This window comes from Rhizocola hellebori, from assembly GCF_016862955.1.
Classification (GTDB): Bacteria; Actinomycetota; Actinomycetes; order Mycobacteriales; family Micromonosporaceae; genus Rhizocola; species Rhizocola hellebori.
The window spans coordinates 19,299-32,715 of the sequence record NZ_BONY01000069.1 but is presented as its reverse complement, the minus strand read 5'-3'; the positions used below and the strand labels follow the sequence as shown (position 1 = coordinate 32,715).

The 13,417-nt window shown below is 68.5% G+C and carries 12 protein-coding genes; 6 read left to right on the top strand and 6 right to left on the bottom strand.

All coding sequences use genetic code 11. The features are described 5' to 3' along the window. Positions 1–276: 276 nt before the first annotated feature. From Rhe02_RS37550 to Rhe02_RS37535, 4 genes are read left to right on the top strand one after another with little or no spacing between them, the layout of a single operon-like run. Positions 277–600, top strand: a complete 324-nt coding sequence (locus Rhe02_RS37550) for a 4a-hydroxytetrahydrobiopterin dehydratase (protein WP_203913232.1) — start codon at positions 277–279, stop codon at positions 598–600. Positions 601–641: 41 nt separating this feature from the next. Beyond that, positions 642–2,213: a DUF4331 domain-containing protein gene (locus tag Rhe02_RS37545; RefSeq protein ID WP_203913231.1), complete on the top strand. Its 1,572-nt coding sequence runs from the start codon at positions 642–644 to the stop codon at positions 2,211–2,213. A 3-nt stretch (positions 2,214–2,216) separates the two neighbouring features. Further along, positions 2,217–3,356, top strand: a complete 1,140-nt coding sequence (locus Rhe02_RS37540; RefSeq protein ID WP_203913230.1) for a tetratricopeptide repeat protein — start codon at positions 2,217–2,219, stop codon at positions 3,354–3,356. Next, positions 3,353–4,879, top strand: coding sequence for a hypothetical protein (locus Rhe02_RS37535; protein WP_203913229.1), 1,527 nt, complete (start codon positions 3,353–3,355; stop codon positions 4,877–4,879). Before Rhe02_RS37540 ends, Rhe02_RS37535 begins: the two co-directional genes overlap by 4 nt. 13 nt (positions 4,880–4,892) lie before the next feature. Here Rhe02_RS37535 and Rhe02_RS37530 read toward each other — a convergent pair whose 3' ends face one another. Next, complete coding sequence (locus tag Rhe02_RS37530) at positions 4,893–6,077, bottom strand: hypothetical protein (RefSeq protein ID WP_203913228.1); 1,185 nt, start codon at positions 6,075–6,077, stop codon at positions 4,893–4,895. After that, complete coding sequence (locus tag Rhe02_RS37525; protein WP_203913227.1) at positions 6,074–6,598, bottom strand: SigE family RNA polymerase sigma factor; 525 nt, start codon at positions 6,596–6,598, stop codon at positions 6,074–6,076. The genes Rhe02_RS37530 and Rhe02_RS37525 overlap by 4 nt, the downstream gene beginning before the upstream one ends. 1,077 nt (positions 6,599–7,675) lie before the next feature. Here Rhe02_RS37525 and Rhe02_RS37520 point away from each other — a divergent pair. Both Rhe02_RS37520 and Rhe02_RS37515 read left to right on the top strand, forming a co-directional pair. Then, positions 7,676–9,589: a DPP IV N-terminal domain-containing protein gene (locus Rhe02_RS37520; RefSeq protein WP_203913226.1), complete on the top strand. Its 1,914-nt coding sequence runs from the start codon at positions 7,676–7,678 to the stop codon at positions 9,587–9,589. Positions 9,590–9,631: 42 nt separating this feature from the next. Further along, positions 9,632–10,345, top strand: coding sequence for a transporter substrate-binding domain-containing protein (locus Rhe02_RS37515; protein ID WP_203913225.1), 714 nt, complete (start codon positions 9,632–9,634; stop codon positions 10,343–10,345). A 4-nt stretch (positions 10,346–10,349) separates the two neighbouring features. On the opposite strand, the gene Rhe02_RS37510 is transcribed toward Rhe02_RS37515, so the two are convergent. From Rhe02_RS37510 to Rhe02_RS37495, 4 genes are all read right to left on the bottom strand, one after another. Beyond that, positions 10,350–11,090 (bottom strand): anti-sigma factor, encoded by a 741-nt coding sequence (locus tag Rhe02_RS37510; protein WP_203913224.1) that lies wholly within the window; start codon positions 11,088–11,090, stop codon positions 10,350–10,352. Then, on the bottom strand, positions 11,087–11,683 hold the full coding sequence (gene sigK, locus Rhe02_RS37505) for an ECF RNA polymerase sigma factor SigK (RefSeq protein WP_203913223.1): 597 nt from the start codon (positions 11,681–11,683) through the stop codon (positions 11,087–11,089). The genes Rhe02_RS37510 and sigK overlap by 4 nt, the downstream gene beginning before the upstream one ends. Positions 11,684–11,880: 197 nt before the next feature. Continuing rightward, positions 11,881–12,750, bottom strand: a complete 870-nt coding sequence (locus Rhe02_RS37500) for an alpha/beta hydrolase (RefSeq protein ID WP_203913222.1) — start codon at positions 12,748–12,750, stop codon at positions 11,881–11,883. Then, positions 12,747–13,406 (bottom strand): TetR/AcrR family transcriptional regulator, encoded by a 660-nt coding sequence (locus tag Rhe02_RS37495; RefSeq protein WP_203913221.1) that lies wholly within the window; start codon positions 13,404–13,406, stop codon positions 12,747–12,749. Before Rhe02_RS37495 ends, Rhe02_RS37500 begins: the two co-directional genes overlap by 4 nt. Positions 13,407–13,417 lie beyond the last annotated feature (11 nt).

The window sequence follows — 13,417 nt, the reverse complement described above, 5'->3', positions numbered from 1 at the left end:
GTGGCGTGACCAGGCGGGAAGCTCATGGGCAATTGAGGAGATGCTATGGATAAGCTTCTTCAATTTATAGATGTTCACATGCCTAACTAGTTGCAGTATCCTATGCGACTCCGCAAAGCGGTCATGACCTGCTGCTCCAGCAGCGGCGGGAGGCCGGGGATGGCACGATGACGCCCGCAATCGACCGGAAGAGGGACGGCTTGAGCATTATCGATGTCGCCTAGGATAACCACTTCCGAGGTCGTGAATCCGACCCTTCTTGCTAGCCTTATTGGCATGGCACTTCTTGACGCGGCACAGCTGGCCGAAGCGCTGCAGGCACTCGACGGCTGGTCCGGTGACCTCAAGGCCATCAAGCGCACGGTCGAGCTGGAAAGCTTCCCGCAAGCGATCGAGACCGTCGACCGGGTGGCCGCAGTGGCCGAGGCCATGGACCACCATCCCGACATCGACATCCGTTGGCGCACCTTGACTTTTGTCATCTCCACCCACTCCGAGGGCGGTGTCACCCGAAAAGACATCGACCTGGCCGAGCTCATCGACGCAATCTTGAGCTTCGAAGCTGCCGACGATGCGGATGGGTCTGAGACGGCAACCTGACAGCCGCCCATCATCAACGCTGACAGCCCCGAACCAGGGGCATGAGAAAGCCATTCATCATCTGCGCGGCCGCCGCCCTGGCAGCGTTCACCGCTTTGGGACCAACCGGCTCGGTGGCCTCAAGCCACCGGGAGGCCCCGTTGATCGCCGGCGACCCCGCCGTCGACAACACCGACCTCTACGCCTTCGTCAGCCCGGACCGACCCGGATTCGTCACCTTCATCGCCAACTTCGCGCCCTTCTCCGCGCCCGACGGTGGGCCCAACTTCTATCCCTTCGCCACCGACGCCGCCTACTACATCAACGTGGACAGCGATGGCGACGCCAAGGCCGACGCCCGCTTCCGGTACACCTTCAACAACATCGACAAGCGGGGCACCAACACGTTCCTGTACAACAACGGCCCGGTCACCTCGCTCGACGACGAGAACCTGCTCTTCCGCCAGACCTACGACCTTTCCTCCTCCTTCGGCGGCCAGCCGTACAAGGTGCGCGCCACCGCCCAGCCCGTCGCGCCCTCACGCGTCGGCAACGCCTCGATGCCCGACTATGCGACGCTTCGCAACCAGGCCACGGTCACCCTGCCCGGCGGCTGGCGCACCTTCGCCGGACAAGCCGACGACCCGTTCTTCCTCGACCTACGCGTCTTCGACTACGTCTACGGCGGTGACCTTTCCGAGACCGGCCTGGACACCCTCGCCGGGTACAACGTCAACACGATCGCCCTGGAGGTCCCGTTCAAGGACGTCGCGCTCAAGGAGGACGCCACCCGCAACCCCGTGATCGGCATCTGGACCACCACCGAACGCAACCCGGTGCGCATGTCCGGCCGGGTCGGCAACACGCCCGGCGCGGACGGTGTCCAGGTCTCCCGGCTGGGCAACGCGCTGGTCAACGAGGTCGTGGTCCCGGCCGGCCTCAAGGACGCCTTTAACGGCTCCCGCCCCGACCAGGACGCCAAGAACCCGCAGATCGTCGCCAGGGTCACCGACCCCGAGGTGCCCAAGCTGCTGCAGGCCATCTACAACCTGCCCGCCCCGGCCACCCCGCGCAACGACCTTGTCGAGATCTTCCTGACCGGCATCACCACCAAAGCGCCCAACTCCCCCATCAAGGCCGACCTCAACTCGCAGCTCAACAACGCCGACGTCGACCCGAACAAGTTCCAGCCGTCGGAAATGTTGCGCCTCAACCTGACCGTGCCGCAGAGCGCCACCCCCAACCGGCTCGGCGTCATCGGCGGCGACCTGCAGGGCTACCCCAACGGCCGGCGCCTGAGCGACGACGTCGTCGACATCTCGCTGCAGGCCGTGGAAGGCGCGGCCCTGACCGGGCAGCTGGTCGAGGCGCTGGCGGCCGGGGACAAGGTGGACGCCAACGATGCCGACTTCGGCGACACCTTCCCCTATGTGGCCCTTCCCAACACCACCCGCATGAGCGGATCGGCAAGCGGCGCGGACCCCACCGCGACCCCCTCGCTGGCACCCAAGGCCTCCACCGTCATGGGCATGCCCAGCGACACCGTGGCCATCCTGTCCGCCTGCTTCGCCGGTGGCCTCGGGCTGCTGCTCTTCTTCGGCTGGTGGCGTCGCCGCCGGCCCTCGGAGGGCTGAGAAATGATGAAGCGCGCAGCGGCCGTGGTCCTCACGGCCGCCGCGCTGCTCCTGCTGAGCGGCGCGTTCGGTTTCAAATTTTCTGGGTACCAGGCACAGCCGGCCAACGCCGTCGATCCGCTGACCCTGTCCATAGACCGCGCCCAGCAGCGGCTCAAAGCGGTTCCCGGAGACTGGCAGACCTGGGCCGCGCTCGGATCGTCCTATGTGGAACAAGCGCGCATCACCGGCGATCCCAGCTTCTACCATCGGGCCGACGCCGCGCTGAACAAGTCGCACACCCTGCGCCCCAACGACGCCGCGCTGACCGGTCTGGGCGCGCTGGCCAACGCCCGGCACGATTTCGCCACCGCCGAAGGCCTGGCCCGGCAGGCACTGACCGTGAACCCGGCCAGCGCCACCGCCTACGGCGTCCTCGTCGATGCCCTGACCCAGCTGGGCCGCTCGCAGGAAGCCAGCGAAGCCGTGCAGCGGATGCTCGACCTCGACCCGGGACTGCCAGCTCTGTCCCGCGCCGCCTACGACGCCGAACAGCACGGCCACGTCGACGAATCCCGCGCCCTGTGGCGCCGGGCACTGGCCGACGCCTACGGCAGCAACGCCCTTTTCGTCCACCAACAGCTCGGCGACCTCGCCTGGCACGGCGGGGATCTGGCCACCGCACTGGCCGAATACCGGATCGCCGGACATCAGCTCGGGCTGGCCCGGGTGTTCGCCGCGCGCGGCGAAACCGAAGCGGCCCTTGGCTTCTACGCCGCGCTCAGCGCCACCCGGCCATCGATCTCACTGCTCGCCGAGTACGCCACCCTGCTGCGCCAACAGGGCCGGCCCGCCCCGGCCGACGCCCAGCTGGCCCTCGCCGACGCGGCCCTGGCCCTGCTCGCGGCGAGCGGCGGCACCGACCATCTCGCCGCCGCCGAAGTCGCCATCGCCCGCGGCGACTTCGTCTCCGCTGTGCGCTTCTGCGAACAGGAGTGGAGCCTGCGTACCCACAGCGACGTCGCCGATCTGCTCGGCTGGTCGCTGCATCTGGCCGGGCAGGACGCCAAAGCCCTTGTCTACGCCCAGAAAGCGGTCGCGCTGGGCACCCGCAACCGCGACTATCACGCCCACCTTCGCGCCATCGAGGAGTCGTTGAAATGATCGGCCTCGTGCTCGGCGCCACCATGGCGCTGCTGCCCGCACACCCGCTGGGCAACTTCTCGGTCAACCAGCTCGTCTCGCTGACCCTGCACCCCGACCGGGTCGAAGCGGTGGCCGTCGTCGACCTGGCCGAGCTGCCCAGCCTTCAGCTCAAGCCCGCCTGCGCCGAGATTTCCGCGCAGTTGACCGTCAAAGTCGACGGGCGCCCCCTGCGCTGGACGCTCGGCTCAGCCGACGTGGCCCGCAACCCGGGCGCGGCTGGCCTGGAAACCACCCATGTCACCTGCCATCTCAGCGCCCCCGCCACGCTCGACCGTCCCGCGTCGCTCGACGTCGTCAACACCTACCTGCCCGACCGCCTCGGCTGGCACGAGATGACCGCGACCGGCGTGGGCCTTCAGGTCACCGGGCTACCCTCGGCCAGCGCCACCGACCAGCTCCGCACCTATCCCGAAGACCTGCTCTCTTCCCCGCCCGACGTGCGCTACGCACATCTGACCGGTCAGCCGGGCACCTCCGCCTACGCCCCCACCGCCCAGGCCGCCGGCACCCAGCCCGGCATCTTCGCCCGAGCCGAAAGCTGGCTGCAGAACACCGTGGGCGACCGAACCCTGACCCCACTGGTCGGCCTGCTCGCCGTGCTGCTGGCCATGGTCCTCGGCGCAGGCCACGCCCTCCTGCCCGGACACGGCAAAACCGTCATGGCCATCTATCTGGCGGGCCGCGCCGGACGCCCCCGAGACGCCCTCCTGGTAGGCGCCACCGTCACCGCCACCCACACCGGCGGCGTCCTGGCCCTCGGCCTCCTCCTCACCGGCGCCTCAAGCCTGGCCGGTGAATCGGTCCTCGGCTGGCTCGGCATCGCCAGCGGAACCCTGGTCACCGCCGTAGGCCTAGCCATGCTCATCACCGCCCTACGCCACCGCCGCCGCACCCGCCATCACCACGCGCCCCATCACCACGCGCCCCACGACCACGCGGTGCACCACCACGCGCCCCACGACCACGCGCCCCACGACCACGCGGTGCACCACCAGGCCGCGCATCGCCAGGCTGGCGGCGAGCACGTGACGCACGACCATGCCGCACATCGCCATGCGGGGCGGCCGCATCACCACCACGGGCATTTCCATCGGCATGACGGTGGTGGCGTGTTCGGCAAGGGGCACCGGCACGACCCGGTCGACGGGGGTGCCGGTGGAGTCCGGAAGCGCCGGTTTGCCTTGGCCGCGCTGGGGATCGCCGGTGGGCTGGTGCCCAGCCCGTCCGCGCTCATCGTGTTGCTCGGTGCCATTGCGTTGGGCCGCACCGGATTCGGCATCATGCTCGTGCTCGCCTACGGGCTGGGGATGGCGGCGACCCTCACCGCCGCCGGGCTCGTCCTGCTCAAGGTCCGCGACCGGATCAGTCACCGCTTCCAGGTGCTGACCCGGCTCGCTCCGGCCGCGCCCTACGCCACCGGGGCTCTGGTGCTGGTGGTCGGGTTTGGCTTGGCCGCCCGCGCCGCAACCCTCGTGGTGTAACGGGTAAGACTTCTCAGCACCGCCACAGCCGCGGGCCGCGGTTCTCATCATCGCGGCCCGTCACCAGGGCCTGACCTACGATCACCCCGGTGTCGGACACCGCCACAGCCCGGCTGGTCTCCCCCTTCGGCACCGCGAGCTCGACCACACCATCGCCACGCAACAGCAATCCGCCCGCGACAACCCAACCGGCGGCGTTGACCGCATTGCCCGGTCCCGGCTTCCAACCTCCGGGCGACTTCGGCAAGCCCGCTGTCAGGACGGTCAATCCGCCGGTGCGCCGATTCCACAGCGCCGTTGACAAGGACGGCCACATACCGCCGGTGGCCCAATCGCCGCGTGCCGCGTAGGCGACGCCGGCCTGACCGGCCGGCAGCTCCAGCTTGTTTCCTTTGCCCTGTTGGTCCCAGGTGTAGGCCGCCTGGGCGATGCCGTTCTGGTATGTCCCACCCACGATCGTGCCTTCATCGGTGAAATCGTGGCTGAGCGCTCCGGCGGGAAGCGGCAGTTTCACCGCCGTGGCCGAGCCAGCCTTCCACAACATGACAATCTCGTTCTTCTGTGCGGAATCACCAAAGGTGTCCACGTTGATGACAACGTCCCCGGCCCCGTTGATCGCCGGATTTGAGTAGACCTGCCAGCTTTTCGGCAACGTCCGCAGCCCTGAGAACACGCCGTTCGCGTAGCGGAAGATGTACTGCTGATCGGGGTCCTGGACGAGGCCGACCACGACGCCGTTGCGGTTCACCGAGGTCGCTTGCACAGATTTGCCGGGTACCGGTAACTGTTGCGGCTGCCCGTCGGTCCACAGGATCGGCCGGAAGTCCTGCCCGACTGCGCTGTTGCCCACCACGTAGCGGCCGGTCGGATCCACCGCTTCGACCGTCACATCGTTCATCCCGGACGGCACCGGCAGCTCGCTCATCTTGCAGCGGGCGGCCGTGTTGCCGGCCGTCGCGGACGAGGCGACATTCCGGCTCGGACCTGTCTCGAGCGCCGGCAGCGGCCTCGCGCCCATCAGAATCGGTGGCACCGCCAACAGCAATACCGTGCCCAGCGCCGCGACACCGGCACCCCGAACCGACCGGCGGCGAAAGGCGCGCCGTCGCCCGGCCCGCAGCAACGCCTCGGTATCTATCCGGCTGGGCGGGACGTCGATAGCCTCCAGCCGGTCGCGTAGTCGCTGTTCGTCGTTCATGGCCTCTCCCCGGCTAGGTGTGCGGTGGCTTGCGCGGGCCGCGAGTCGAGCACCTCGCGCAGCGCGGCGAGACCTCGTGAGCATTGGCTTTTGACGTTTCCCACCGAGCATCCGAGCGCCCGCGCGGTCGCCTCGACCGACAGATCGGCGAAGAAACGCAGCACCACGACGGCGCGCTGGCCATCGGGCAGCGACCGCAGCGCCCTCATCAGCTCGTCCCGTTCCTCCACGCTGTGGTCGGCCGGGGTGGACGTTTCCGGAACCCGCTCGCGCAGCAGCACCCTCGACCACTTGCGCCGCCGCTCGTCGGCATAGCGCCGCACCATGATCCGGTGCACGTAACCGTCGAGATTGTCCGCACCGGCCGCACGCTTCCAGTCCACATACAGCGCGGCGAGCGTTGCCTGCACGATGTCGTCGGCCTGGCTAGCGTCAGCGCAGAGGAGGTACGCCGTGCGGTGCAGGCGCGGCAACCGCGCCCGCACATACTCGACGTAATCCCGTTCTAGGTCGGGCCGCATCCCGTTCCCTTTCTGGAGCGATGTGCACGATCTACCCCCGTCGCCCTGTCTGTCGGGCCCGGGCCGGTGAAAGGTTGCACGTGATCCGCATCCATTTCTAAATCTGTGTTTCCACAAACGACACCCCCGTGCGCAGCAACCCCCAGCTCCCCCGCCACCCCCACCGCCTCCCCCCTTTCCTCCCCTCCCTCCCTCCCTTCCTCCTCGCCGGGCCCCCACCCCATCCCTCGCCTCGCCCCCACCTCGCCCCTCGCCCCCACCTCATCCCTCGCCTCGCCCCTCACCCTCGCCCCTCGCCCCCTGGCCCCTCGCCTCCCGCCACGACCGCCCGCCTCTGCCGCCCGCCGCCTGTCGCCGCACCGCCTTTGGTAGCACCATCCGCCACCGACACCGCTGCCCTGCCTACTGCTCCCGCGGCACCTACATCTCTGCATCAGGGTGGTGATGCAGAGATGTAGGTGCGACGGAAGCAGACGGCGCCCTCCTCGCTGCCTCTGCCGCCCTGCCTACTGCTTCCACCACACCTACATCTCTGCATCGGGGCAGTGAGGCAGAGATGTAGGTGCCGTGGAGGTAGACGGATGTCCGCTGCCGCACGCCGCGTTGCCTCTGCCGCAGCCGCCCTGGCCACTGTTTCCACGACACCTACATCTCTGCATCAGGGCGGTGAAGCAAAGATGGAGGTGCCGCGGAAATAGACGGGTGTCGGCCACTGACTGGTGCGATTGGGGCCGGTGGAACGGTGGGTTTGGGTTGCTCGCGGACTTTGTTTTGCTCGTCGGCGGCGCAGCCGCCGGGCGCGGCCAAGCACGGAGGTGGCGTTGCCGCCCGGGAGGTGCGGCGGATGAGCACAACGGACCGGCGCAGAAAAGAAGAGACGTCAAGGGCGGAGCCGCGCTTGAGAATTTCGAGACGGCCCAATGCGCGTGTGCTTGGGGATGCTCGTAAACGCTTGAGGGAGAACAGGAGCCGGCACGGGCGCGATCAGCCGCGCTCAAAACCGTTGTCGCCGCCCGCCTTGCCTTCACGATCGTTATCTGATTGCGGCACATCATCCGACATTTCCAGGAGGTCTACGTGAGCGAAACCGCCATCACGCCCGAGCCCGGCCAGCAGCCGGACGGAGAGCAACCCAACCACCCCTCAGAACCCTACGTCGCAGCACCATCAGAACAGCCGCAGCAAACCGCGATGCCCGAGCAGACCCCAATGCCCGAGCAAGCCGCAACGCCCGAGCAAACTGCGACGGCGGAGCAGCCCCCATCGCCCGAGCGAACCGCAATGGCGGAGCAGCCCGCGATGGCGGAGCAGCCCGCGATGGCGGAGCAGCCCGCGATGGCGGAGCAGCCCGCGATGGCGGAGCGGACCGCAACGCCCGAGCAAACAGCAATGGCCGAACAGACCGCAATGGCCGAACAGACCGCAATGGCCGAGCAGCCAGCAATGGCTGAGCAAACCATGGCCGGAGAAACGGCAATGCCCGAGCGGCCACTGATGTCTGAGCCGAACACGACGCAGCCTATGGCTGCACAGCCAGCCATGCCCGAGGAGCCGCCCGCGCCGCAGCAGCAGGGCAGCCCAGCTCAGTCAGGGGAGGGCGAGCGGTCCAATGTGGGTGAGCTTTTCGGTGTGGGCGAGCAGCCAACTGTGGGCGCGCAACCAGGTCTGCGCGAGCAAACAGCTGTGGGCGAGCAGCCAGCTGTGGGCGAGCAAACAGCTGTGGGCGAGCAGCCAACTGTGGGCTCGCAAACGGGTGTGGGCGAGCAGACGGGTGTGGGCGAGCAGACGGGTGTGGGCGAGCAGACGGGTGTGGGTGGGTTTTTCGGGGTGAGTGAGCAGCCGGGTGTGGGCGAGCAGCCGGGCATGGCGGAGCAGCCAAAGGCCGGCGAGCAGGCGGGTGTGGGCGAGCGGGTGGGTGCGGCGGAGCCGGTGGGTGCGGCGGAGCCGGTGGGTGCGGCGGAGCCGGTGGGTGTGGGTGGGCAGGCGGCGGGGGGTGGCGGGCCTTATCCGCGGGGGCAGGTGGGGATGGACGATCTGTTTGCGCCTCGGGTGCCGGTTCAGGGGAGGCGGCGGGCTCGGCGGAGGTTGCTGCTGTGGATCGGGGTGCCGGTTGTGGTGGTGTTGCTGGCCGCGGCGGCGGTTGGGGCCTATCGGCTGCTGCCGGTAACCGTTCCAGTGGAACAGATTAACCTGGGTATCAGCCCAGCTCGGGTGGGAGAGACGGAAAGCACCGAGGTGTGGCTGATTCGCGCCGACGGCCGTGACGCACGCAAGCTTACCGACAACGATACCTACGACGGCGATCCTGACCTGTATCAGGATCGGCGGGTCGCGTTTGTCAGCTACCGCGACGGCAATTACGAAATTTACGTGATGGAGGCGGACGGGTCCGAGGTGAAACGCCTGACGGACAACGAAGCCGCCGATGGGACGCCGCGGTGGTCGCCGAACGGCAAGCGAATCGCCTTCACCAGTGAGCGTGACGGCAACCGGGAAATCTATGTGATGAAGTCGGACGGCTCCGATGTCAAGCGCCTGACCAACAGTGAGGGCTTCGACGGCGAGCCGAGCTGGTCGCCTGATGGTAAGCGACTGGCCTTCGTCAGCGAGCGCGACGGTAACAAGGAAATCTATGTGATGGCCGAAAACGGCGGCGATCTGAGGCGCGTCACCGACAGCCCGGAGGCCGACCAGTCGCCGTCGTGGTCGCCGGCCGACAAGAACGTGCTCGCGTTCAGCAGCGAACGTGAAGGGGTGGCCAGCATCTATCTGATGACGCCGGAAGGCAAGAACGTCAAGCGATTGACCTCTGATCCCCAGGGCGACGGCGGGCCGTTCTGGTCGCCCGACGGCGATCATATTCTGTTCTGGACCGGGCGCGGCCTTTCCGATGGCGCGCAGGAGGTCTGGGTCATGACCAACGCCGGAGCCGATCAGCGTAAGCTCACCGACTTCAACGGCAGCCGCTGCTGGCCTTCCTGCACACCATAGAAGTATCTGGCGCCCGTTGGTGCAAGCATTAGGCTTCTGGCCATGAGCATCATCTCCGACCTTGCGCCAACGGGCGTTCTGCGGGCATCCATCAATCTGGGCAATCCGGTGCTGGCGCAAGGCACCCCTGCCGCGCCGTCCGGGGTGACCGTGGACATCGCCCGTGAGCTGGCGGCGCGGCTGGGGGTCGCGGTGGAGTTGGTCTGCTTCACCGCGGCGCGCGAGTCCTTCGAGGCGATGGCTCAGGGTCGCGCCGACATCTGTTTCCTGGCGGTCGAGCCCGCGCGGGAGGCGCAGGTCGCGTTCACCGCACCCTATGTCGTGATCGAGGGCGTGTTCGCCGTGCCCGACGGCTCGGCCATCACCACCGTCGCCGACGTGGACAGGGAAGGGGTAAGGGTCGGGGTGAAGAACGGCTCCGCCTACGACCTGTTCCTGTCGCGCACCCTTCAGCACGCGAGCATCGTGCGCGGCGACGAAGGCGTCGACGTTTTCGAAGAGCTGGGTCTGGAGGTCGCCGCCGGCATCAGGCAGCCGATGACCGACTTCGTCAAGGCCCATCCGGGTCTCCGGCTGATCGAACCCAGGTTCATGGAGATCCAGCAGGCGATGGGCACAACGAAGACCTGCGCCCCGGCGACGCTCGAATTCTTGCGCGCCTTCGTCGAGGAGCTGAAAGCCAACGGCTTCATCGCCGAAGCTCTTCGGCGCTCTAACCAGCCCGGTGCGGCCGTCGCGCCACCGGGCACCCGCTGAAGCGTCAGCCGGTCAAGGGGACCTGGGCCTTGACGGAGGTGGTGGGCACCAGCGAACCGGCGGCCGGCTCGATGGTCATGGCGAGGATGTTCGTGCCGCGCACGCCGCTCACCAGGCGCATGCCGCTGACCTGGTCGGGTGCCAGCAGCCCGGCCGACTTGGGCGTGGAACCCTGGATCAGCCAGAGCTGATAAGCCTTGTCCGGGCCCGGTTCTGTGGCATCGGCCAGGACCACCACCGCTTCGTCGCGGTTGTCGGAGGTGACCACGGTCAACCGCCCGCCGCCGTCGACGTTGACCGCACGCAGCTTCGCGTCGGGGGCGGTGAGCACCGACTCGATGCGCGCCGTTTCGGCCTGGGCCACGATGCGCTGATCGCGCAACCGCAACTCCTGCACCACATAGACTCCGGCCGCAGCCACGACGGCGGCCACGCCCGCGGCCACCAGCGACCGGGAACGGTGCCGCCAGCGCAGGGCCGGCGTGCGTCGGGTGGGCGGGCGCATCGAAGGCAGGCTCTGCCTGGTGCCGCTGATCTGTGCCATCACCGCGGTCTTGAGCCGGGGCGGCGGGACGGCCCAGGTCGGCTCAGCCAGCATGGCGGCGGTCTCACGCAGCTCGGCCACCTCCACCGCGCAGGTCTCACAGGCGATGATGTGGTCCTCGAAAAGCTCCCGCTCGATATCGTCGAGGGCGTCGAGTGAATAGGGCCCGGCCAACGAGTGAACGTCCAGCGGCGAGGTCATGCCGCCACCTCCACACCGAGGCAGTCGCGAAGGCGGATGAGACCGTCACGCATCCGGGTCTTCACCGTGGGCAGCGCCGTGTCGAGCAACTGCGCCACCTCGCGGTAGGTGTAGCCGCTGTAGTAGGCCAGCGTGATCGCCTCGCGCTGCAGAACGGTGAGGGTCTTGAGGCAGCGCCTTACGCTTTCGCGCTCCATCTTGGCGGCGGCCTCCTCCACGACGATGTCGTGTGGCGTCTGTTCGGCTTCCGGCACCAGCCGCCGGACACGGTCGGCCCCGGCCTGCTCCGAGCGCACCCTGTCTACCGCGCGGCGGTGGGCGATGGTGAACACCCAAGAGGTCGCCGAGCCGCGGGTTTGGTCGAAGCGCCCGGCTGTGCGCCAGACTTCGACCATCACTTCCTGCGCGACTTCTTCTGCCTGTGCGGCATCGCGCAGCACCCGCCTCGCCAGCCCATAGACCCGTGCGGACACGAGATCGTAAAACCGGGCGAAAGCCTGCTCATCGCCGGCGGCCACTGCGCGGAGCAGGGCCTCGGCCGATTCGTCGGCAGTCGGGGAGGGCACGCGCGTGGCGCGGTCCTCAGATCTCATCAACACCTGCTTCACTTCGATCCGGCCTTCCTCGACTGGTGTACCAGATTCGGAGCACCGTCGCGAATGGATGGGTCGATGCCCCGACCGGTGGCGTCTCGTCCGGATTAGGCGGCTTCGCCCCCTTCTGCCAGGAGCGCGAGCCCCAGCACGGGTCAGCGAGGGCGCGCCGCCGCCTAGATATCCACAGCTAACTCTCAGCCGCCCGCGGAGGTGAGCCGCTCGGCGAGGATCGCCGCCGCCGCGTCGGTCATCAGGATCGTGTAGTGGTTGCTGTCGGGTACCAGCTCGACGCTCAGCAGCGGCGCAGTGGCGGCCCAGTGCTCGACGACCGGCTGTGCCATCAGGCCGCCCTCCTGGCCCAGCATGCCGCGCGGGGCGTAGAGCAGCAGAGCCGGGATCTGCAGCCGCATCAGGTCCTCGCCGTAGGAGGCCGCCTCGAGGAACAGGTCGCGCCCGTCCTGGCGCACCGCGACCGGATTGACCTTCGAGCGGAAGGCGCCGGGCTCACCGGCGATGTCGTAGCGGACGTAGGCCTCGATGTCGTCGCTCCACGAATCGGCCAGCGCCGGATGGACCTTGAAGAAGTCCACATAGGACTCTTCGGTGGGGAACGTCTGGCTCAGCCGGGCCACCGCCGGGCCGACCGTGGCTTCGAGCACCACGTCGGGGTCGAGGCCGGGCGGTACCGGAAGCGGCAGCCCACCGTCGATGAGCACCACCCGCTCGAAGAGCTCCGGCTGGGTCACCGCCGCCCGCAGCGCCGCGTAGGCGCCCATCGACTGCCCGGTGAGCACGACCTTGCCCGCGCCGACGGCGGCGGCCACCGCGCAGATGTCGCGCGCGTGCTGGTTGATCCCGAACGGGCCGGGCAGCGCATTGCTCTCCCCGCGCCCGCGCAGGTCGAGTGAAATCAGCGACCATCCGTCGGGCAGAGCCCGCGCGACGGCGCCGAAGCCCATCGCCGAGGCCGTGATCCCATGTGCCGCAACGATGATCCGCTCCCCGTCGCCGAACCGCAGGGCACGCAGGGTGCCGCCCTCGACCGGGATGTCCAGCTGCTTCATGAACTCTCCTTGATAGGTAATGCGCAGACGATGCGCAGGGCGTACTCGGCGAAGGTGTCGGCGACCTGGTCGCGGGTGTAGGGCTGATCGGGGCCGAACCAGTTGGCGACGCGGATGCCGATGCTGCCCAGCGCTATGCCGGCCAGCACCTGGTCGCCGATGGCGAACTCGCCCGCGGCGACCCCGTCGCGCAGGACGCCGTAAAGCAGCTGGCGCGCCTGCTCGCGCAGCGAGAGCGCGGGCGCGGCCTTTTGCGGCGACAGCGCGTGCATCTCGTTGTTGGCGACCACGGCCAGCAGCGGGTAGTCGGCGTGCATGTGGACCTGGGCCCTTACCAGCGCGACCAGCCGGTCGCGGGCGGACGGGCCGGCTGTGCTCAGCGCGGTCAGCATCCCGTTGTAGAGCTCCACGTGCCCCAGCGCGATCAGCTCGGCGAGGATGTCCTCTTTCGCGGCGTAGTGCGCGTAGAGCGTCGCCGAATTGATCTCCGTGACGCGGGCCAGATCGCGGATCGAGGTGCCGTGGAAGCCGCGCTCGGCGAACAGCAGCAGCGCGGCGTGCAGGATCCGGCCCCGGGTGCCCGGCGGGGTCACCCCTTCGGGCAGCTCGGCTTTGACGGCCGTCAGCCGCCGCGGCTCCCAGTTCGGCCCCGTCATCGCGCTCCTAC

Bases quoted from the DNA above. Each gene is read 5' to 3' on its own strand.
- Rhe02_RS37550 (WP_203913232.1), top strand. From the start codon at position 277: ATGGCACTTCTTGACGCGGCACAGCTGGCCGAAGCGCTGCAGGCACTC.
- Rhe02_RS37545 (WP_203913231.1), top strand. From the start codon at position 642: ATGAGAAAGCCATTCATCATCTGCGCGGCCGCCGCCCTGGCAGCGTTC.
- Rhe02_RS37540 (WP_203913230.1), top strand. From the start codon at position 2,217: ATGATGAAGCGCGCAGCGGCCGTGGTCCTCACGGCCGCCGCGCTGCTC.
- Rhe02_RS37535 (WP_203913229.1), top strand. From the start codon at position 3,353: ATGATCGGCCTCGTGCTCGGCGCCACCATGGCGCTGCTGCCCGCACAC.
- Rhe02_RS37530 (WP_203913228.1), bottom strand. From the start codon at position 6,077: ATGAACGACGAACAGCGACTACGCGACCGGCTGGAGGCTATCGACGTC.
- Rhe02_RS37525 (WP_203913227.1), bottom strand. From the start codon at position 6,598: ATGCGGCCCGACCTAGAACGGGATTACGTCGAGTATGTGCGGGCGCGG.
- Rhe02_RS37515 (WP_203913225.1), top strand. From the start codon at position 9,632: ATGAGCATCATCTCCGACCTTGCGCCAACGGGCGTTCTGCGGGCATCC.
- Rhe02_RS37510 (WP_203913224.1), bottom strand. From the start codon at position 11,090: ATGACCTCGCCGCTGGACGTTCACTCGTTGGCCGGGCCCTATTCACTC.
- sigK (WP_203913223.1), bottom strand. From the start codon at position 11,683: ATGAGATCTGAGGACCGCGCCACGCGCGTGCCCTCCCCGACTGCCGAC.
- Rhe02_RS37500 (WP_203913222.1), bottom strand. From the start codon at position 12,750: ATGAAGCAGCTGGACATCCCGGTCGAGGGCGGCACCCTGCGTGCCCTG.
- Rhe02_RS37495 (WP_203913221.1), bottom strand. From the start codon at position 13,406: ATGACGGGGCCGAACTGGGAGCCGCGGCGGCTGACGGCCGTCAAAGCC.